This window comes from Paenibacillus thiaminolyticus, from assembly GCF_003591545.1.
In the GTDB taxonomy this organism is placed as follows: domain Bacteria; phylum Bacillota; class Bacilli; order Paenibacillales; family Paenibacillaceae; genus Paenibacillus_B; species Paenibacillus_B thiaminolyticus_A.
In genome coordinates this window covers 168778-191593 of record NZ_QYZD01000001.1, presented here as the reverse complement: position 1 = coordinate 191593, position 22816 = coordinate 168778, and the positions used below count along the sequence as shown (strand labels likewise).

At 49.1% G+C, this 22816-nt stretch carries 15 protein-coding genes; 1 reads left to right on the top strand and 14 read right to left on the bottom strand.

Annotation, left to right across the window (positions count from 1 at the left end; all coding sequences use genetic code 11):
• Positions 1-302: 302 nt before the first annotated feature.
• The 14 genes from DQX05_RS00900 to DQX05_RS00825 form a co-directional block, all read right to left on the bottom strand.
• Positions 303-857 (bottom strand): hypothetical protein, encoded by a 555-nt coding sequence (locus tag DQX05_RS00900; protein ID WP_119790071.1) that lies wholly within the window; start codon positions 855-857, stop codon positions 303-305.
• A gap of 65 nt (positions 858-922) precedes the next feature.
• Positions 923-2296, bottom strand: coding sequence for a polymorphic toxin-type HINT domain-containing protein (locus tag DQX05_RS00890; protein WP_259391716.1), 1374 nt, complete (start codon positions 2294-2296; stop codon positions 923-925).
• Between the two features lie 268 nt (positions 2297-2564).
• On the bottom strand, positions 2565-3101 hold the full coding sequence (locus DQX05_RS00885; RefSeq protein ID WP_119790069.1) for a hypothetical protein: 537 nt from the start codon (positions 3099-3101) through the stop codon (positions 2565-2567).
• 20 nt (positions 3102-3121) lie between these two features.
• Positions 3122-5689: a polymorphic toxin-type HINT domain-containing protein gene (locus DQX05_RS00880; RefSeq protein WP_119790068.1), complete on the bottom strand. Its 2568-nt coding sequence runs from the start codon at positions 5687-5689 to the stop codon at positions 3122-3124.
• A complete protein-coding gene (locus DQX05_RS00875; protein ID WP_119790066.1) occupies positions 5686-7293 on the bottom strand; it encodes an RHS repeat protein in 1608 nt (535 codons plus the stop codon). Before DQX05_RS00875 ends, DQX05_RS00880 begins: the two co-directional genes overlap by 4 nt.
• 35 nt (positions 7294-7328) lie before the next feature.
• The gene (locus DQX05_RS00870) at positions 7329-8387 is read right to left on the bottom strand and encodes a hypothetical protein (RefSeq protein ID WP_119790064.1); all 1059 of its coding nucleotides are present in this window, start codon (positions 8385-8387) and stop codon (positions 7329-7331) included.
• Between the two features lie 105 nt (positions 8388-8492).
• Positions 8493-10322, bottom strand: coding sequence for a hypothetical protein (locus DQX05_RS00865; protein WP_119790062.1), 1830 nt, complete (start codon positions 10320-10322; stop codon positions 8493-8495).
• Between the two features lie 778 nt (positions 10323-11100).
• Positions 11101-12039, bottom strand: a complete 939-nt coding sequence (locus DQX05_RS00855; protein ID WP_119790059.1) for a helix-turn-helix domain-containing protein — start codon at positions 12037-12039, stop codon at positions 11101-11103.
• Between the two features lie 271 nt (positions 12040-12310).
• Positions 12311-13789: an extracellular solute-binding protein gene (locus tag DQX05_RS00850; protein WP_119790724.1), complete on the bottom strand. Its 1479-nt coding sequence runs from the start codon at positions 13787-13789 to the stop codon at positions 12311-12313.
• A gap of 65 nt (positions 13790-13854) precedes the next feature.
• On the bottom strand, positions 13855-14775 hold the full coding sequence (locus DQX05_RS00845; protein ID WP_119790057.1) for a carbohydrate ABC transporter permease: 921 nt from the start codon (positions 14773-14775) through the stop codon (positions 13855-13857).
• Between the two features lie 93 nt (positions 14776-14868).
• Complete coding sequence (locus DQX05_RS00840; RefSeq protein ID WP_119790056.1) at positions 14869-15831, bottom strand: ABC transporter permease; 963 nt, start codon at positions 15829-15831, stop codon at positions 14869-14871.
• Positions 15832-15996: 165 nt separating this feature from the next.
• The gene (locus tag DQX05_RS00835; protein WP_119790054.1) at positions 15997-17622 is read right to left on the bottom strand and encodes a response regulator; all 1626 of its coding nucleotides are present in this window, start codon (positions 17620-17622) and stop codon (positions 15997-15999) included.
• Between the two features lie 77 nt (positions 17623-17699).
• Positions 17700-19553: a cache domain-containing sensor histidine kinase gene (locus DQX05_RS00830; RefSeq protein WP_259391752.1), complete on the bottom strand. Its 1854-nt coding sequence runs from the start codon at positions 19551-19553 to the stop codon at positions 17700-17702.
• On the bottom strand, positions 19498-21153 hold the full coding sequence (locus tag DQX05_RS00825; protein ID WP_119790050.1) for an extracellular solute-binding protein: 1656 nt from the start codon (positions 21151-21153) through the stop codon (positions 19498-19500). Before DQX05_RS00825 ends, DQX05_RS00830 begins: the two co-directional genes overlap by 56 nt.
• Positions 21154-21443: 290 nt before the next feature.
• On the opposite strand from DQX05_RS00825, the gene DQX05_RS00820 reads away from it, so the two are divergent.
• On the top strand, positions 21444-22475 hold the full coding sequence (locus DQX05_RS00820) for a LacI family DNA-binding transcriptional regulator (RefSeq protein ID WP_119790048.1): 1032 nt from the start codon (positions 21444-21446) through the stop codon (positions 22473-22475).
• Positions 22476-22816: the final 341 nt, after the last annotated feature.

The following is a 22816-nucleotide window of genomic DNA, read 5'->3' as shown; positions in this document are numbered from 1 at the left end:
AGGACAGGCATAAATTCTTACACATTCATTACTTTTGGAGAAACCGAGAGAAAGCGAAGGTAAGGTTTTGACATCCCAATACGGTGGTATCTGACGATCTTAAGGCTATTATGGGGATAAAAATTAAGATAAAAGGGTTATATTCTCTAGCATTTTGTATGTGCGTACAGTTGTTTCGGAGAAATATTATACGGAGGTGATGAGGGTTAAGTTCTTTCGGAACGCACCGCCCGATTCATTCGGCACTGGGTGGGGGTAAAAAGAAGACCTTGAGGATTGCCGCCCCCAAGGTCACATTATTTCTAATCACATAGGTCGAGAATATCAACAAACACAGCATCTTTTAATGTTAGTCTTCGATTAACTGGGTCAATCCTCTTCAAACAGTCCCAATCATAAACCGTGTCGTATGAATCGTATTCATGACTCAATTTAATGTATCCATTGCCTTCAAACATCTTATTTATTTCTACTTCTGTTTCAATTAATTCAAAAGTATTGGCCGGGCCTACTAATCCTAAATCGCCGACTAATGAGCTATGCCTTATTTTATGGAACAGCAGGTATTCATATATCGGTAAAATTTTTGAGATTCTCATCTGAATTTCTTGTGATAATATGAATCCTCCATCACCATACCTATCCTTCATCTTAATGTAAACATGAGCCGAGGGAGAAAAACCATCCTGTATAACAATATCTGATATATCCTTTATAGTATGAATGTCTTTCGGCAATTCTACGGGTTTCCGACTCTCCTCAATATACCACCGGTCAAGTTCCCTTTTTAAATATAACTTTTCTAAAATTTCTTTGATATGAGGATATTCTTGAATAAAACTAATACCATGAGTCATGTTACCCTCCCCATTTTCTACTCTTTATTGGATCGCCTGTTTGCTTGCCAGTCACAGGGTCAAACTCACCCAAATGATTTTTTTTGTTTCTTATCCCATTTCTCAAGACGACCATGCTGACTATCCCACTGATAATAATTCTTTCCGTCAAACCAAGTTTTTCTTCCGTTTATTGTTCCTTGTGATTTCATTCCCTGATCTTTCATCCAATTAGTTTGCTCGGATAGTATCTTGTACGTGGAATTATCACCTTGTTTAATTTTATTAAAATCGTTATAACAGTTCGTATTATGAACCCAAATCCCAATATCCGTTACATAATACGTGTGGTAGTCCGCTACCGTAAAGTTATAAACCGTAACAGGCTTATCAAGTTTAACGAACTCCACCTTGTCAATCGTCAGGTTGCTTCCGTCAGCCTTTTGGAGTTTGTCGCCTACTTGAAGTTCATCGGCGAAGACCCACCCTTTGCCTTCCACCCAGAACGGATGGTTGTCGGTCGTCTCGATGATTTGCTCCCCAACGTACAGCTTGATTATATCATCACGTTGGTTGCGGTATAAAGCCGTTACTTCCTTGTAAGCTAATTCTCCATCCGGATTAAACTCATCTTTGGCGAGAACCTTATCCCCTACCTCGATTTCCTCGATAGGTTTCTCCCCTTCGTCTGTTTGAACCTTTGTTCCTGCAGTAAAACAATTACAGCCCTTAACTGCTTTTTTTACTGCCATATTTACATTATTACCTACTTTAACACCTTGTTTTGCCGCCTTCATCGGCGTAAAGTCTATAAATAATAGTGTAGCTTTGCCCCATTGCTCCAAAGACATAGGTATTGCTTGGCTGACTTTAATGTAGTCGTCAACTTGAGAAACTGCTCCCATAGTCCAATAATCCACTGCAGAGTACCAAGAGGAGTGAACTTGTTTCATGTCTTTTACGAATGTGTTCCATTCGTCTGTAACCCAATTATGGCCGCTCGGATCCCATCGAATCATTGGATTATTTCCGACATACGTATACAAATTCAAGCTCAGAGGGTTATGGATCTCCCCTTCATACGTATCCTCCGTTAAAAACCGCCCGATGCTCGGATCATACCATCTTGCACGCAAATACTGCAGCTCGGTTGCCGCATCCCAATATTCTCCCGAGTAGCGGAAGATATTCGGAACCTGCTCCTCTTGTATCAATGGATTGCCCCAAATGTCGTACGTATAACGGTTCAGCACATTTCCTCGGGCATCCCGGATTTCCGTAATGTCTCCGTGTCCGTTGGATACGTAATACTGAAGACCGTTCTGTCCCGGAACTTGGCGAGCTAACAGCTTGCCGTTCGAGTCATGGACATACGCCGCCGTAATCGTGACGCTTCCGTTGGCCTCTACCTTGCCCTCGGCTACGATTTTCGCCCGATCATCATAGTAGTAACGGGACATTACGCCTCCTTCGGTGCGTTCCACCATGAGATCGATTGTCCCCGTTATACCGATAGCTTGCCTTCTTCCGTGGTCCGAATCAAGCGGTTCCGGTGATCATACGCATAATAAGCTTCATTATTAATCCATTTCAAATACTCAGAATCCCAGACCATGGAGAAATCTTATGTCGAACTACAGATGCCTATACTGTGATGACCTGATTCATTCTGCACACGATTTTAAAATAAAGAGACCTTGAAGAGATTACCCCTCAAGGTCAAAATTGTTATTTTCTCAATTCCTCAAATAGAGACTTGCCACAATGCGTTGGTTTATTCCAAGAGTTTTCAAGTAAGTTATACATCTTATAAAATTGTTCTCTCTTTGTTTCGTATGCCCTTTTACTATTGGCTAGCTGTAACTTGTCTGAAAAATCGATTACTTCTCTTAATCTCATATCAATAGTTAGCATAGAAAGTTTTTTAGAAATCATTTCGCACATCTCAATTGCTTTTTGGAATGTTCCAATTGGATTAGTGACAGCAAATCGAATTGATAATTCTTCGACACCATCATTCTCTATTATTCCTGAATTGATTTCTATTTCGATAATACAGACTGAGTCATTATAGAAGTAGTAGCACTCTGGTTGGCTACTATTCGAAATATCACTTGGAATATAAGGCTTCACATGATCGAGTAGAGAGATCACATTAACAACTTCACTGAACTTTAATTTACTATCTCCGTTAATCTCAAATAAATCATCAATAAACGAAACTTCGTTTTCTTTGGGTATTAAAAGAAAATTATAAGATTCCATCCCCAAACAAACCACCTACTTTAATTCCCATAATAGTAACCATTCAAGAGTTGCTCGGTTGTAATTCCACGTGTATTTAATTGTTTTTCCGTTAGTGTCTTAGTCGGAACATTTTCAATCCCTGCTTGTTTAGCAGCTCTAACCCTATGATGACCATCGACAATAAGTTTTCTACCATTAATTTCAAAAATCTCAATAGGATCTCCATTCCAACCGTTCTTCTTCATTTCTTCAGTTAATTTCTTTAGATTTTTTCGGGATATCGCATCCCCTGTTCCTTCTAAATCCCACACTCTTGAGAAATTACAATTCGTATTATGCACCCAAACTCCAATATCCGTCACATAATACGTATGGTAGTCTGCAACCGTAAAGTTGTAAACCGTAACAGGCTCAGTTAGCTTAATGAACTCAACCTTAGCAATCGTTAGATTGCTTCCGTCAGCCTTTTCGAGTTTATCGCCTACGTGAAGTTCATCTGCGAAGACCCACCCTTTTCCTTCAACCCAAAACGGATGGTTGTCTGTCGTCTCGATGACTTGCTTCCCAACATGCAACTTAATAATATCATTACGTTGGTTGCGGTATAAAGATGTCACTTCCTTGTAAGCCAATTCTCCATTCGGGTTATTCTCATCCTTGGAAAGAACCTTATCTCCGACTTGAATGTCTTCAATATTTTTCTCCCCTTCGTCTGTCAGAACCTTAGTTCCTGCTGTAAAGCAATTGCAACCGGCTTTGGCTTTAGTAGCGGCCTTATTTGTCTTCGTAGCTTTTTTGGTGTCTAAGGCCGTATCAACCATTTTCACTACTTTTCCGGCCTTTAATATTTTTCCGGCAGGCAGCAGGCTGAAGGCGGCAGCTCCCTTATCTAACCAGCTTGATTCGGAATCAAAAATAGTATTTACATCATCAAGAAATAAGAAATCCGCTCCGCCCTTGATGATTTTCCAAGCTCCATCTACCCATGCCCACATGTTTCCGCTTGGATCAACATAAATCAATGGGTTATTGGCTACATACGTATAAAGATTCAAGCTCAGAGGGTTATGGATCTCCCCTTCATACGTATCCTCCGTTAAAAACCGCCCGATGCTCGGATCATACCATCTTGCACGCAAATACTGCAGCTCGGTTGCCGCATCCCAATATTCTCCCGAGTAGCGGAAGATATTCGGAACCTGCTCCTCTTGTATCAATGGATTGCCCCAAATGTCGTACGTATAACGGTTCAGCACATTTCCTCGGGCATCCCGGATTTCCGTAATGTCTCCGTGTCCGTTGGATACGTAATACTGAAGACCGTTCTGTCCCGGAACTTGGCGAGCTAACAGCTTGCCGTTCGAGTCATGGACATACGCCGCCGTAATCGTGACGCTTCCGTTGGCCTCTACCTTGCCCTCGGCTACGATTTTCGCCCGATCATCATAGTAGTAACGGGTCGTTACGCCTCCTTCGGTGCGCTCTACCATGAGATTGTCCCCATTATAGCGGTAGCTGACGGATTTGCCATCTTCTATCGTCACTCGGGTCAAGCGATTGCGGCTATCGTAGGTGTAGCTGGCCCCCTTGATGTTCGGCAACTGATCGCTTCGCAGGGTACTGCGGTTATCTCGCTGATCGTACGTATAGGCCTCATTGAACTGGCTCGATGTCTTGATGCGGTTCAATGGATCGTAGCTGAATTGGAAAACCGATCCGTTGTCGTTCTTCGCTATAATATTTCGGTTGTTATCGTAGTCGTACGTATAGCTGCCAAAAGGAACATCGCCTTGCTTCTGCCGGATCCCTGATAGATTAAAACCATCATACGCATAGGATTCTTGCAATCCATTCGTTGCGCTTAAGAGAGTTACTCGATCGTATGATTCCGGCCCATAGGTATATGAGAATCCGGCTAGTTTCGTTCCTTGTCCGTCGTTCACTTGCACTTCACGAGGTGTACGAACAAGAGTATTATATTCCATCTGTACAGAGGTGTGAAATCCAGGTCTAGAAACCGTTTGCTTCGTGCGCAGACCGCGCTTCTCGTAATCAAATTGCAGGACAGTCTGGTCAGGGTACGTCAGGGACGACATTTCGCCCGTAGGATAGTAAGTATATTGCGTCGTTCCCGTTCTGTCCGTCATGGAAGTTCGTCTGCCAGCCGAATCGTATGTGTACGAGATGGTTTCATCCGCAGTTATGCTGCTTGTGAGCAGATCTCTATTATTATAGACGAGCTGGTGCGTGTGTCCTTTCCGGTCAATTCGTTTTACCACATTTCCATTGGCATCATAGTAGAACTTCTGAATCTGTTGCATCGGATCCGTCTGCTTTGCCAGACGACCGATTGCATCATAGCTCTTCAGCACCCGATTGCCGTCGGGATACTGTATCGCGATGAGATCCCCCGTCAAATTATAGCGATATGCCGTTTTCTTTCCTTCTGCATCCGTTACCGAGGACACGCGTCCTAGCGGATCATAAGCATATTTCGTCACTTGCTGCTTGCCGTCTGTGCGGCTCGTTATGTTACCCAATATATCGTATTCATAACGCTCCAGCGGTATTGCCCCGGACGGCTTGACCTCTTCGCGCGCCTTCAACCGGCCGAACTGATCGTAGGTGTTCGCAATGTATTGTTTGCCCCGTCAATGACGGTTACCGTATGGTTGACGTCATCATAGACGGTTCGAATCGGATGGAAGGTAATCACTTCTTCCTGTATTGTACGGCCCCAATCATCATACGTATACTCTATCCGACTATTATTAAAGTCTTGCTTCTTGATTAAACGGCTTCGATGATCATAAAAGTACTTTGCTTCCCCTCGGCCATTCACTTCTTTCACCTTGCGGCCTATTGGATCATAGTGCACTTCGGTCACCGAACCCGTCGGATCGGTTACTCTGATAATATTGGCGGCATCGTCGTATTCGATCTTCGTCTGCGCACCATCCGGATAGGTTTCCGTCAAAACCCGGCCAAGCATGTCATACGTGTAGACGGTTGCTTGGCCTTTGCCGTCCACATACTTAGTAATATCACCCGTGAACACATCGTATTCTGCTTCGACGGCAAACGGGATTGTGTTGCCGTCCACATCTCGCACCTCTACCGTCTGCTTCGTCGGATACACGGCACTGTACCGCGAGCTATATTCTTGCTTGATTACCGTATCCTCTTGATCCCCCTTGATCCGAATTTCAATCGGATTACCGTGACGATCATAGGTATAGCCAGTCTGGGAAAGCAATTGTCCAGCATCATCCTTCACTGTTGCCTGCATAAGCTTTCCTGCACGATACACATATTCGAATTTTAGACGGGTACCACCAGCTCCCGGCTGGTCACTTCCTACCAATGCCATGTAATATGGTTCAAAATGCACCATATCATATTGGTAATGCGAAACGGCTCCAAGCGGGTTCGTCTCAGACAGCAGCAATCCAAAATCATTATATGAGCGCTTCGTTACGTTGACCGGAGAAGAGGCTCTTCCGTTATACGTTCGCTCTTCGATATGAATCGGTACGGTCCTTGATTTGCTTCGATCATACCCGTACCGTGCTTCTCTTCGTTCTTGGGTGTTCAAAATTCGCTCATCGGTCTGTGTAAGATAAGTGATAGATGGCCTTTCATCATCGACATATTCCTGATCGTATGAATAGATAGTCTGCTTCATGCCCTCGATGACTTCGGTTGTAAACTTCTGATTTCGACGAATGTCTTGCATTTCGTTTTTATGATGCTTGACATATAGCGTATTTACTTTTTTCGTCTCGCTTGGGGTATTGAAGGTTGGTTCCACTCCCGCATAACGGAGTTGTTCCTCTACAGCATAATCCCCAATTTTCTTCATGACCCGCGTCGCGTTCAACTTGGTCATTGCCTTGGTCGGATGCTCAATTAAGTCGAGCACAATCCAATCGTTTTTGCCCCACGAATCATAAGGAGGATTATTTCGATACCCATACACAAGATTAAATACCATCGGCGAAACATGATAGTCGTATTTAGTAGAGCGCCCTTGCGGATCAATTACTTCACGTAATACCTCCTGCTCGCCGCCATTTACCTTTATAGTTCCTTTATTATAGGTAACTCTTCGTGGGCCTGACATTACCGTTACATTATTTTTGTTGTAGTAAAAGTACATCGCATGAGCGACTTTATCTTCGTTATCCGTGAGTCCAATCGCTTCAAGCACGGGTCCATAATATCGGTCATAGCCATAACTAAATTTTATTTTATTTTATTTCCTAGTCTATCGCGAATTTGAATCAGCTTTCCGTCGCGGTCAAAATATTGTTTTCTCCCATTCTGAATATCTGTCAGTTCATAGATGGCCCGCGCTCCCGACACCTCAACGATATCGGATGTCTCGCCGAATACGAGGTTGCGCCAAGGATAACCCATAAGATTCATATTTTCCGACAACATGAACGTACCGACACCGGCTATATAGATATACCACTGCCCATTTTTTTTATTCATGTAGGAAATATCCCATATCCATCCATTTCCTATCGGGAAATAACTTTCTTCAAAGGTTTTCTCCGTCTCATTGCTCAGAGCATATGTGCCTTCTTTTACGAATATATTATCTTTTGCCCGTGTACTGTCATAGATGCGGCGCAGTTCAAAATCTAGTCCATTGACTCCCGTTACAATCATGTCTGTCACTTCAATGCGCAAAGAGCCGTCTATCGTGGAGATATTGGCCTCTTCTGCACCAACGGAATAAGGAGCCTGATCAAGCGTTAATGGCAATTTTTTTAATGCCAATTCATCATAGTTTTTTTCGCCTAATAGAGCTTTCGCCCTGTAATCATATGTACTCTCGGTAACAGACAGGTTCCGATTATATACTGACTCCGTAACCGTGTTCGATGGATAGTCCTGTTCCGTTACGCTAAGTGCCTCTTCCATCTTTTGCTCTGCCAGCAGTAGCGGATTGGGAGGCAGATTCGGATACTTGGACGCGATAAAATCCTCATATGAGCCACCCTGCTCCCGAAGCTGCAGGCCTTGGTAGATATGGTGAAGTCCATACCCTTTAATCATTTCTCTAACGACCCACTCCCGAGTTACATGGAACTTCTCGGTAAGTGTCGAAACCGTAATTAAATCCTCAGGATTAAAATTTTCCGTGGTCTCTTGCGACTCATATACCGCAGAAGTGACCGTTGTGGGATTATTTAAACCCCTGTCAATAAATTGTTCAGCTTCTTGAGCTGACGCAAAAGGAACACTAGCTAATGTTAAAATAATAGCTAAAAGAGTGGATACCCACCTTTTCAAGTTGAACGCCTCCCGATACATTTATAAATTTATTAGCTTGTATATCTTGAGAGCGGCTGTTGGCTGTAAACGGATTTAGTAACAGTTATGTGGATATTTGCAGCATTATTGTACTCTCCTGTTTTGATTATTGGTATATTTCCGATCCGTCGTTGTTTTTGGAAATCGAGTAGGTTTATTCCGTTGGTTGTGCAGTATCATTTCTACTGGCCCCGAAGTTTTGTAGTGCGGATTAAATCGAAGATAATGAACGACGATGCTCGCTTCCCATGGTTGGTTAGGATGAATCGGCATTAATCGAACGAATACTTGGGCATTTATGACGTTATCATCCTGAACCATTAGAGAAATAACCGTTCTCTCGTCTCTTCCTGGAGTTAATTCATAGGTTTTCGTGCCATCATCCTCATTGGTTGTGTTTGTAACATTTATGGTATTCTGGGGTTCCGGGAGCCAGGGAAGATTGGGACTCTTGTAACGACGTATTTGCACTTCCAATTTAGCGTTTTCACTCTTGAGGCAACTGATTTCACCGGTTAATAAAAATTTGGAGTTCAAAAGACCTTCGCCGATTTTCACCGCCTGCCCGATACCAACCGATGCATCTGAGCCCCAGTACCCCCTCGGAACCGTAATCACTTGCCCCCTCCCCTCGTTGCTATGGAAAATTCCATATCTATGGGAACCCCTCTTCTCCCAACCATTTGCTATACCGCTTTTATTGCTAAATAAAGTGAATAATGAATTCGATAATGCCTGAGGCTCGCTACTATACTCAAATTCGATATCATCGATATAGACATTTCCTGAACCCTGAGCACTGTTAAACTGTGCGCCTGCTACTATTTTTGCATACGCGGCGCCGCGAGGAATTGTACCTCTGACAGATAATATGATATCCGAGAGACTATCAGAAGAAGTATAGTTTGTCCTCACTAGGGTACCGTTCTGATGAAAAAACAAGATTCGTAAATGCGACACGGCCCCCCCGGTTTTCTTGAATATGCCTCTTAGCTGATACCCCCGCGATGGAACGACTTCTATATTTTGAGCCACGTATACTTCCTTTCCTCCCCTGCCGTTTCGGCCTACGACCTGTTTTTTGTTTCCTCCATCCTTAATCATTGAAAATGCGAAAGATGCTTGCTCATCAAAACGCTCCCAATAATCCGCAATTGTACTAGCTCCGTTCTGTATTCCCTCACCCTGGAAATCAGGGTTGCTCAGTCGATTAAAAAATGCGGAGCTATCATAAACCACTTCAACGCCCTTCACTGAAATAGAACCTGAGCCATTGCTTCCAGTGGCTTGAATCACTAAGTGAATAATCGCATTTTTCGCGTTCTTCGGAACACTGCCTGCTTGCTCGCTTATCGTAACAAAGACATTGGAAGTTAATACGCTCTTCTTCTCCATTCTTTCTATAATATTTCCTTTTTCATCGACATAATCCAGAGCCATAACCACATTTGCATTTTGCAACTGCTCAATCCTAATTGAACTTCTCATCACTGCCTGTTCTTGTGGAGTTACGGCAATCGTCTGTTTCAGTCCTACTGAATTTCCAACCGGCATATTCGAAGCTTTAATTTGCTGAACATTTCTCGTCCCATACTTCAGAATGCGATAATTCGATATCGCTTGGTTATCCGCCACATACTCCCAGGCAATCGGTGCACCTGATTTGTTTACGTATTTAAAATCACCGTTTTTCACCAGATTAGAGCTCACCCGGTCATCTTCTTTCTTCGTTATACTCCTATTCGTTATATTTCCATTCTTATCTGACTGAAAAGTGATATCCGTTTCATCATGCGAAATTTGTGTGATATTCCCGTTCTCATCATAATGGTATTTGGACTCATAAGCGTTGACGCCGGAGACTGAAGTGGTTAAAAAAATAGCAACCAAAGTTAAAACAACACTATATTTCATTGTCAATCCGCCCTTTCTGGATAATTGAGATCCCTCTTAGACGAACGATAAGCCGTTCTTCCTCATCCCCCCCTTTTTCAGGCCCAGAAAATATGCTCAATTTTTCGAGCCTCTACATATGTGATGATGGGCGCCCTCATCCATCAACTCTCATGGTTAACCATATCATATTCTTCCTTAAATTCCCTTATCCTTATTTAAGGACAAATTCGACACCAATATGTATTTTTTACAAGAAAAAAGGACGCCTGCAAAAGGCTATCCTTGGTTTCAGTTGAACACTTGAATCCCTACCAAAACAAGCTTCTTTACGAGCATGGTCATAAACGAAACTAGCATAGTTTGAAATAAAATCTAACGGCTCCGCTATCATATATGTTGAAAAAATATCGGCAAAAAGAGAACATTTTCACAATTCGCTTCATTTATCCTTACCATTGAAAACTATTATTGCATTGGCTATAGAGGTCCTGAAATTTTTTTATAGTTTCGACGTCCATCCTTTCATCTCTATCCGTGAATAACTTCATCATTAATTTACACTCGCGTTCTTTTGAAATATCATCAACTTTGGAATACCGAAATGCACTTTCCATGTAACATTCAATTCCATTTTCAATGCTTCCAATAGCGGTGTAGTAGTCTCCTTTAAGCTTGAAGTAGTGCGCTAAAGCAGATTTCTTGTACGGTGTAGTGTACGGCAAGCCGATGAATTTATCTTCCATTTGCAAAAGTTCTTCGATGGGAGATAGATCTTGCGATTGTAAATAAATCATAATCAATTGGTTGATGACATGCAGCAAAGTATTGCTAGTGCAACTTCGCAAACATTCGTGAAGTGGGATAAAGCAAGTTCTCTATTCCCTTTTTTCGCGAGTAGAACAGCAGTCATTAATTTTGCATTATCTTTTATGTGCGGATAGGGGAATGTCATATACTGTTTCAAGAATTTTTCACTTAAATTATAGTCGCCTAAATAGTAATAGGAATCGTTAATAATTCCTACAGACTCCGCTTTAAATAAACTTACCGGTATATCCTCGGCTACGTTGTTACTGCATAGATCAATGCTCTCCTGAAAGAGCCGCAAATTATACGCATGAACGCCTAACTTATAATATAAGGTTACCCGTTCTTCTGCCGACAGGAAATCAACGTAATGTAAAACATATCGGCCCGAATCATAGGTTGCATGAAGCTTGGTAAAATCATTTCGTTCCATGAGGTACTTCTGAAGGAGAGCCTTGGCGACAAAGCTATTGATGCCATGGCCACGGGATTGACGGATAATGAGGTCATACAGAGCCAGTCTGAGTGGGTCGCCGTTAATGTCCCGGTCAACAAAATGGTACAGCCTTTCCATTGCATCCATGCTGTCCATATCCTTGCAATGCAGGCAGGCAGATGCCGCTTTGATAATCAAATCCGTGTTATCTGTTTTGACCACTTCGTGCAATATTCCGAACAGAACATCGGATTTTTGTTCTAATTCAATATACGGCTTGACAATTTCGTGAATTGGGACATTTAAAGCTGAAGCTACAGAGTAAATTTTTTCAAATGAAGGATGTTCCACTTCACCAGTTTCAATTTTGGAAATATAGCCCGTGCTGACACCTGATAATCCGGCCAATTGGCTTTGAGTTAGATCGGCTTTATTTCTGTATTGTCTTATGATGTCGCCAATAGTTGAATATTGGAGCGACGCCGTTTCCATATCTTCACCCTTCCGATCCGTCTTTGTTCTTTCTTCACATTACCATTATATTGAAATGATGTAAAGGAACAAGAATAACTCATCCCAATTACCACTAACAGTAACAAAAACAGCTATTCCCCCTTAGTGAAAGTAAGTATCCTATCCTGATGTCAGGAAAGTCGCGCTTTAATCGGCGCTCTATTCCCCTGATTCCTTCATGAATACAGCAAGAGACTGCAGCCGTCAGACGGTGCAGTCTCTATAATGCCACTTTACACAAAATGCATCATTAACGCTTGGAAGCATACCATTCGTTGGCGGCCTTTACCATAGCCTCGCCGCCCTGTGCGTGCCATTCCGCGAGGAATTGATCATAGTTGTCCAGCGGCTCCGCGCCGCTCACGAAGTTGATGAATGTATCCTCCTGAAATTTATTCAACCGCTGCAGGTTTTTGGAGATGTCCGGGATTGGCGGCGCCGAGCTCATCGGATCGACAATGATCAGGCCTTCCGCATTTTTCTGGAAGGTAACAAAGTAATTTTCTACGACCGGATTTTTCTTGAGGCGGGCCTGCCAATATGTCGGATAATTTTTCTCATCCACGCCCGTCAGGAAGGCACTCGCATTGCTGCGCTCGTCTGCGAACTTCGGCATGTTCGGCGTATACACCCCGTTCTCGAAGGTGTGATGCACCCCTTCTTCGCCGATAGCAATCCCTTTGAAGATATCCTTATCGAACTTCAGATCGAGCCACTTGACGGCTTCTTCCTTATGCTTCGAAAATTTCGGCACCGCGATGTAATAGTTGGTCGTAGTGCCGGCCGATCCTACCCGGGCCACACCCGCTTTATCCTTCAAGACGGGGACGATCTCCAGCTTCGCATCCGGGAAGTTCTTGGCTAGGGCGTTCACGAGATTCGGGGCGACCCACCATCCCGGGCTGTACATGCCCGCCTTCCCGCTGGCCATCTTCTCGATGGATTTATCCGCCGTGTTGATGCCCCATTCCGAGTCGATCAGCCCCTCTTGATACAGCTGGCTCATGAAGGCCAAGTACTCCTTCATCTCCGGCGCTTCGACGGAATGAATGATTTTGCCGTCCCGTTCCAGCCAAGCCGTCGTCAAGCCGAACACGCTGGCGATATCAGGATGCACGGGGGCTTTGCCGCCAGTCAGCGGGATAACACTCTTCTTCTCCTTGAATGCCTTCAACACCGTGACGAGCTCGTCAAGATTCGTCGGCTCCTTCAGATTCAATTCATCGAGCCAATCCTTGCGCACGACGAGCGCATACGAGGCCGAACCATTGCCGCCGCCAGTCTCCGGAATGGCATACGTTTGGCCTTCATAGCGGGCGCTTACCCAGGAATCCGGCCCGATCACCTGCTTCATGTTCGTGCCGTACTTCTCGATCAGATCGTCGAGCGGCTCAAGCGCTCCAGCGGACACGAGCTGGTAGTATTGAGCAGGCGCTAGCTTCAAGACGTCGTACGGCTCCTTGTTCGCCATGAGCAGGTTCAGCTTCTCGTCAGCATTTTCTGCCGGCAGCATCTCATATTTTACCGTATAGCCGGTCTTCTCCTTCAAATACTGGGCGACCGCGTCCCCGTTCGGCTCGAACCGATCGAACAGCATCAGCTGGCGCAGCTGCTTGCTGTCCCCTTCCCCGCCTTCTGCGCCCTGGCCCGTCTTGGTGCTGCTGCAGCCGATAAGCGACAATACGGTCATGATCGCCACCACCGAGATCCATATCCGTTGACGCCGCATGAACATTCCCCCGTTTCTTTTGTTCTCTTGCGCACGCATACGTGCCTAGACGTTCATTAACGCGGTTAACCTTTAACGGAACCAATTAACACCCCTTTCACGAAGTATTTCTGCAGAAATGGATAGACGAGCAGGATCGGCAAGGTCGCGACCAGAATCGAAGCGGCTTGAATCGCCTGCGGCGTCGAGTTCATGACGGCATCGATGTTCGGCACATGTCCCCCATCCTGATAGGTGATGTTGGAGTGAATCAGCAGTTCCTTCAAATATAGCTGAAGCGGTTTCAAATCCGGAGAGTTGATGTAAATCATGGAAGCGAAATAATCGTTCCAGAAGCCGACCGCATAGAAGAGCGCAATCGTGGCGAACACCGGCAAGGATAAGGGAACGGTAATGCGGAACAAGATCGTCAGATTGGATGCCCCGTCCATCTTGGCCGATTCCTCCAGTTCGTCGGGAAGCGATTCGAAGTAATTTTTAATGATTAACATATTGAACACGCTGATCATGCTCGGCAGGAAGAGGACCCATAGCGTATCGATAAGGTTAAGCCGGTGCATAAGCAGATACGCCGGAATGAGACCGCCGCTGAACAACATCGTGAACACGTACATGAGAATGAAAAATTTCCGCCCGCGCAGCCGCGGCTTGGACAGAGGATAAGCGGCGATCGCCGTCATGACGAGCCCCAGGGCGGTTCCCGCCACCGTGATGATGAAGGATACCATGAAGGCGTTCATGAATTTGGCGTCGCTTAATACATACGCATACGTGCCGAATTGAATATCGACTGGGAACAAGGACACCCGTCCCGACAGCACGGCCTCTTCGCCGCTTAACGATTTGGCGAGCAGGTTGAGGAACGGGAACAGCGTCGTCCATGACACGATGGCAAAAAAGAAATAGTTCAACGCCTGGAAGATGCGCTCTCCCGGCGACATGCGGATCGCCGTCCGCACCCCTTTCGTCTTTCGATCGGTTTTCATGCCGGGCCTCCTTTCTTCGTCAGTCGTCCCGCTGCGGCTGCCTTCCGCTCTGCCGCTCGGGCGTTCAGCCGTACCATCCGCCAGCGCGGCGCTCTACCAGATACCGCGGTTCAGCAGGCGCCGGCTAAGGTAATTCCCGCTGATGATCAGAATGAAGCCGACGATGGAATCGAACAGTCCTACCGCGGCCGAAAAGCTGTAATTTTGTTCGCCCAGCCCGGTGCGGTACACATACGTTCCGATAACATCCGAGACATTATAGACGACTGGATTGTACATGACGAGAATCTGCTCGGTGCCGGCCTCCAGCATATGGCCGAGCCGCAGGATGAACATAAGCAAAATGACCGGGACCAGGCCCGGGAGTGTAATATGCCAGATTTGGCGGAACTTGTTCGCCCCGTCGATTTTGGCTGCCTCGTACAGCTGCGGATCGATGGAGCTCAGTGCCGCCAAATAGACGATCGTGCCCCAGCCCGCCTCCTTCCAGCCGGCCGTGCCGACGAGCAGCCAGCGAAAAACGCTGTTGTCGAGGAAAAACTTGATCGGCTCTCCGCCGAACCATTCAATCATCCGGTTGACAAGCCCTCCGTTGATGGACAGCAGATCCATGAACATGCCGCTCACGATAACCCAGGACAGGAAGTGAGGCATGTAAATAATCGTCTGAACCGGGCGCTTGAACCACATTTTCGTTAGCTCGTTCAGCAGAATGGCCAGCACAATCGGAAGCGGAAACAGAAGCACGATCTTCATCATCGAGATGATGAGCGTATTCCAGAACACCTGCGCGAACTTCGGCGACTGGAACAGCCGCTCGAAATGCTGCAGACCGACCCACGGGCTGTCCGTGATGCCGCTGAAAATGTTGAAATCTTGAAAGGCGATGACGACGCCGTACATCGGAGTGTACTTGAACAAGAGCAAAAACGCGATGCCCGGCAAAAGCGCGATATACAAGTCCCAGTCTTTGCGCACGTCGCTCCCCAGCTTGCCCCAGTAACGCTTCCGCTGCGGACGCGGAGCGGCGGCAATGTCCGCCTTTCTTATCTCCATCTGGCCTCCCTCCTTCCTTGCGGCCGCATACCCTGTATCGGCTGTGATGTATTACTAGCGTAAGGGACGGCCGCCATCAGGAAAACGGGAAAGCCATGACTTCTTCTGGTAAATTGATGGCTATGAGCCAGGAGCGCCTTGCCCGCTGCCCGGCAGCACCCTCCGTTAGCCCCGCTTCCATTCGCTAGGCGTGACTCCCCAATATTTGCGGAACACCTTCGTAAAATAACTTACGTCGCGGAAACCCGCGACTTGAGCGGCATCATATACCCGCTTCCCTTGAAAGAGCGCCTCCTTGGCCCGCTCCATGCGGCGCTCCAGCACATAAGCCGAGAACGGCTGCTCCATCTCCTGCTTGAACAGCCTGCTCAAGTAAGAGGCGTTAATGAACAGCCGATCCGCCACTCCTTGCAACGACAGCTCGCCGTGAAGCTCCCGCTCGATCAGCTCCTTCACTTCCCCCACGAGCCGGTTGCCGCCGCGCCGCCTCACCAGGCAGGATTGCGCGCCGATGCGCCGAATCACACTCCGCATCCAGCCGCTCCATTCCTGCTTCGTGCGCAGCTCCGACGCATGGTGGAACGATTCCGCGTCCTCCTGCATCACTTCATGCAGCGACCACCCCTGCTTGTGCATCCACGTCACGACCCACGACTGCAGCAGCAGCATCTGCTCCTTGAGCACCTCGGCCTGGTCGATGGCGCACACCTCGCCGACCCAGGCCTCCGCCGCCGCTGACGCCTGCCGCTCGTCTCCGGTGCTCCATGCGATATCCAGCTCCCGCATCCAGCGCTCGCTCTGGACTGCCGCCGCCTCCGGCGGCGGAGCGATCCCGCCTTCGCGATACGGGATGACGAGGTCGCCCCCATGCACGAGCCGCTGGCCCAGTGCGAACATCGCCTCCTTGTATAAGCGGGGCACATCCTCCACCCCTCCATGCGCCGAGCTGATGCCAGCGCTGGCCGTCAGCTTGAGTGATGTCTTGATATGCTCCAGCATCGCGCCTGCCATGGCATGGATGGCGATGACCGCGTCCCCGTCCGCCGTACCGCCGTCGCCTGAATCATGATGGAACAGAATGGCGATCGGCTTATCGACATCGCGGCAGATCAAGGCCGAACGGGCTCCCATCGATCGGAGCGTCTCCTCGGCCACCTGGCCGACGGCAAAGTGAATCAACGCGGCATCTTCCCCGAATGCCTGCGCCCGCTCAAAGGACACAGGATCGGGCTCCATCAACATCACCGCACAGCGCTCGTCCGCGGAGAGCGTGATGCCCAGCTCCGCCATCCGCAAGCGGAAGGCTTCGGCAGGCAAGCCGCCCTCCAGGCCCAGGCGCAGCGTATGCTGCTGCAGTGCCGGCAGATGGGCCTGCCATTGCCGGCGCAGCGAGGCATAGTCATGCTTGCGCTGAATCTCCAAGCGGCGTTCCGCGACCGCTTCCGCGACCGCCCGCACAATCGCATCCTGGCCCGCCGGCTTGAGCAAATATTGCTTGACGCCCTGGGCGAGCGCTTCCTGCGCGTACGGGAAGTGATCATGGCCGCTCAAAATGATGGCCTTCACCTCGGCATTCCAGTCCATCGCCTGCCGCGCCAACTCAAGGCCGTTCCCGTCCGGCAGCTGAATATCGACGAGCAAAATGTCCGGGCGCTTCACCTGCAGCCATCGCTTCCCTTCTTCTGCCGTCGCAGCCGCCGTCACCCCGGTTATGCCGGCCTTCTCCCATGGCATCAACTCCGTCAAGCTTTGACGAAGCCGCGGTTCGTCCTCAATGATCAACAAATTCATGCTGCTCCTCCCTCCTATCTTCTTCCCAAAAAAATCTATAAATCGTAAATCTAACCCCCACCGTCCTAGCAGCTACCTTATCCCGTGCGCAGCGCCGTCTCGTTCAGCGCTACCAGCGGCAGAACGAGCGTGACGGCCGTGCCTTCTCCAGGAGTGCTGTCAATGCGAATATCGGCTTCAGGGCCGTAATTCAGGCGTATGCGCGCCGCCACGTTCCTTAACCCGTAGCCTGCGCCCGCGTACTCATCCTGCTGTACTTGATGCTGATCGGGCTGCTGCAGCACCGCCGCCAGCTCCCGCTGCAGCCGCTCCCGCGCCGCGGCCGCCATCCCCGCGCCCGAGTCGGTTACCGCGATGACGAGCGCCGGCCGCGCTCCGTTCTCCTCCAGCTGCGCCGCAATGCATAGCACCGCCTCCCGCCCCGCTTTCTCCACGCCGTGGATAATCGCGTTCTCGACGATCGGCTGTACGAGCAGCTTGACGATGGGCAGCTGCTCCGTCTGCGGGTCGATGTCGTACACGACCCGGAATTGATCCATGAACCGCAGCTGCTGAATGCGGATGTACACATGCAGGTGCTCCAGGCTTTCCTTGACGGTGAGCACATCCTTGCCCTTGCTGAGGCTGAGCCGGAAAAAGCGGGACAAATTCAGGACCATCTCCGCGATATCCTCCGCCTCGGACTGCTGCGCCATCCAATAGATAGAATCCAATGTGTTGTACAGGAAATGAGGATGAATCTGCGATTGAAGCAGCTTCAATTCCGTATTGGCCAGCCTCAGGCTCTGCTCGTAGTGGTCCCGAATGAGATGATGCTGCTTCGAGGCCATCTGATTGAACAAATCCGTCATGATGCCGAATTCGTCCCGCCGATCCGATTCAAGACGCACGTCCAGATTGCCGCCGGTTATCGCCCGCATGCCGCGGGCTAGCTTCCGCAGCGGCGCGGCGATGCCGGTATAGATGCTGAAGGCCATAAGTAGAGCAAGCACGATGCTGAGCGCGATCATGAACACGGCATAATACTCCAGCTTGTAGGATTGCGCGAAAATTTCGCCTCTGGGCTGGGCCAGCGTCAGAGTCCAGCCATAGTAAGGCGATACCGCGCGGATTAGCACTTGATCGCGGGCCTCGGCATGCGTAGCGTAGCTGTCAAACGAGACGGGCTGCCGGCCTGTTCCCGCTACCCACTTCCCATCGGCTGTATACAGATGCAGCTCGGACTGGGCCGAGGGTAGAAGGGAGCGGATATATTGCTGCAAGCGCGCCGTATTCAGGCTAATAATAAGCGCATGCCGTTCCCGGTCCGGATTATAGATATCCATCGATCGCACCACGGCCAGACTGTCGACGCCGAAGACTTGACCGAACGGCTTGCCTCCGCCGATGGGTTCGTCGGGCTTCATGAACACAATGCCCGTCCCGATCCCGTTCAGCGTCTGCCGCAGCCAGATGCGCTCATTCGCGCGGTCCACAGGCAGTACGCCATGTGCCGTAGAGATGACGGCATTGGAATGATCATGGTAGACGGCAATCTGGGAGAACATTGGATGAATGGACAGGAAGTCGGAGAACTGGCGCTTCATGCGGGCGAATGCTATCACCTCCCGCGTTCCCAGCTCGCGATTCGCTTGATTCAGCTTCGCGACAATCTCCGGATCGGTCGATAGCATGGCCGACAGTTCTTCCACGTTTTGCAGCACGAGCTCGATATTGTCCATCAGCGCATGCATTGCGCTCTCCGTACGCGCCGTCGTCTCGGACAGCAGCAATTGCTGCGAGCGTTCATTCGAGAACCAGCCGGTTAGCGTCAAAGGGACGAGAATGAGTACGAAATAAGCTGTCAAGCGCCACTGAATGCGCTGACGGAACCGATTAGAAAGCTCCCGGAGCATGACGGTCACTTCCTTCCCATGAATGAGCCGGTACATCACGATCTGCCTCGCGCCTTGTCTGGTTACGGCTGTACTGGAACCATGCATTCGCTTCCCGCGTCATTTCTTCTCCGCCTTCGGCCAGCCACTCGGCCGCATACGTATCGAAATCGTCCAGCGGCCGTTCCCCGAGCACAATCTCAATCAGCCTGTCATTCTTCTTCGCCAGAAGCGGAGCATAGCGAGTCATCGCCGGAGTCGGGAGCGACCGAAAAGCGTTCGGCATCGCATAAGGAGAAATATGCCGCAGGTTATCATACAAGTGATAGTGCAAGCCAAGCGAATCCAATCGGCTGCGAACGTAGCCGCTCTCGGGAATATCGGCCAGATTGGCGTACATGCCCCGGTATTGATCCCGGTTATGCATGCCCATGTCCGTCACCCGCCTGCCATCCCTCCATTCCCACACTTCTCCTTCAAAGCCGAACTTCAGCGTGTCCCTCCCCTCGCCGGAAATGAAATTCAACAATTGGAGCACTTCAACTGCGTGCGGGCTCGTGGCTGGAATAACTTGATAGGAACGCACCGTTGGCAATCCATACGTGCCGGCTCCGCCGGGGCCTTGCGGATACGGAAGCGTGATCCATTCCGCTTGCGGGTCGCACTCAGCGTTTTTCTCCAGTACGCCGCGGGTATCATACCATGTTCCGGTGAACAACCCGATCCGCCCGTCAATCACTTGCCGCTCCAGCCCCCGCTGCGTCTGAATCGGGAACAGCGGGTCGATAAGCCCTTCCGCCACCAGCCCGCGCATGAAGGCGAGGGCGTCTTTCATTTCCGGCAAAATATTCGAATAGACCAGCTTGCCGTCACGCTCCGCCCACTGATTCAGCTGTACGCCAAATGCGCCGAACCACAGGGAGGAACGCCCGAAATCCTCAATAAAGCTGGTGCCGTATGTATTCCGGATGCCGTTGCCGTCCGGATCGAATGTGGTAAAAGCACGCATTACTGCTACCGTCTCCTCAAGCGTCTCGGGCGGCGCAAGGCCAAGCCGGTCCAGCCAATCTTTGCGGATGTACATCATTTCCAATCCTTTCGCTTCATTCAGGCTCGGAATGGCATACACTTGGCCGTTGAAGGACACCTGCTCCCACACTTCAGCGGGAATCCGCTCTTTCAGCTGCGGAGCATAACGCTCAATCAAATGATCGAGCGGAGCCAGCATCTGCTTGCGCGCATAATGCGAGACCCAATTCGGATCGGAAATGCTAATCAGATCAGGCGTATGGCTCGACATCATCATGACGCCGACCCGATCCTCGTACCGGTGCCACGGAGGGATAATGACCTCCACCTCGAGCCCCGTCTCGTCCTCAATATACGACAAATACGGGTTCTCATTCTCTGTCCACGGCTCGGGGAACCTGATCCCGAGACTGTTCATCACGATGGTGATCGAGGGATCTATTCGTTCCCGCTCGGCCTTCATCCAGTCCACGTTGGCCGCATGACAACCGGCGAGCGACAGCGCCAGCGAACAGCATATCCCGGCTGCCATGACGGGCTTCCATTCGCCGCATAACGGCCTCAACAGCTCTGAAAGCGTATTCAAAAATTTTCTTGCCCTCGTCATTCTCCCCTTATACCCTTGCACTCCTCTCTCTCCTTTCCTAATGCTGAAGTTCGGCTCCATGCCCCAATATATACAAAAAGGGCCTATCAGTATGCATGTTCTGATAGGCCCTTGTCCAAAGCTTATTCTACTCTTCTTCCTCTAACCGTTTCAAGAGGTCAGCCTATCCGATCGGGATGATCCATTTTCGATACTAGCCCACCATTTGCAACTTTACATTTGTCAAAAATGTAAAGTTAAATTATACTAATACTAAACAATGTACAGCACGAAACTAGGATCAACCACCACGAAATCGGAGCGATGAACCCATGTCACATAAAACAAAAGTTACTCAGCAGCATATCGCCGACGCCCTGGGCCTGTCCCGGAACACCGTATCCAAGGCGCTGAACAACGACCCCGGCCTGCGTGTAGACACGAAGCGGCGCGTCCTGCAAAAGGCAGTCGAGCTCGGTTATATGAAGATTCATCATGAACTGACCTCCTCCGAGGCTTACGCCGCAGAGAACCGGCTTGTTGCGCTGCTGACCCATTCGGACTATATGGGCAATCCTTATTGGATGTCCTTTCTGAAGGGGCTGAATGCGACGCTGAAGGAAGCAGGCTGCACGTTGACGATGACCATCGTCGATATGGAGGAAGAACGCCAGCTTCTCCTTCCGGGACTTTTTCACCAGCAGAAGCCGGCGGGAGTCATCACGATCGGGCCGTTCCTCCGCGAATATTATGAGATGATCGCATCTACGGGAACGGCATCCCTGTTCATCGACACCCATGCCGATTATAAGCCCGGCGATTTGAAATGCGACATTTTGCTGGCTGACAACAAGCACAGCGTCCATACGCTGGCGAGCAAGCTTATTGATCAGGGCCATCGGAATATCGGCTTTGTGGGGGATATTGGATCATGCCTAAGCTACCGCGAGCGCTGGGAAGGCTTCCAGCTCGCCTTGAGAGAGCGCGGAATGGACGCGGATGAAGACTACTGCATCATCAACCGCATGCAGCGCCATTATTACACGGAAGCGGAGCTGCGGGAAGCCTTCCGCGCCCTGAAGCGGAAGCCGACTGCCTTCGTCTGCGTGAACGACGCGATCGCGATTGAGCTGATGAATATCATACGCGAATCGGGGCTCAGCATCCCGGGAGATATTGCGTTGACCGGCTTCGACAACATCGCGGAATCGATACTGGTGCAGCCGTCTCTGACGACCGTGCATGTTCCTAAGGAGGAAATGGGCATGCGGGCAGGCGATCAGATCGTATGGAGAATGGGCCATCCGAAGCGGCCTAACGAGATGATACGGCTCGATGTCGAGATGATGTGGCGGGAATCGTAAGCCTGCCCTTCCCAGTAATCTGCTCCGCGGGCCTCACGTGCATGCCATGCAAAATGTAAACTTACATTCATTTTAAAATGTAAGTTAAATCGGATGGTTTTGTAGGGTTTTAGATGCAAAATGCACATTATCAACTTGACATTATGCCAAGTCTGCATTACTCTGGATGTAGGAAAAGGGCGCTTTGTCCCGTGCCATTTTTCGGTGCGGCGGCATTCGCCGGCAGCAGGTGGTGACCGCCCAGGTCTATGATGAGTCCTTCCTGCCCAGACTGTAAGGGAGCTGGAGAGCTTCGCCGGCCTGAAGGTGCATGTCTATCCACGCTGTACCATATTTCACCA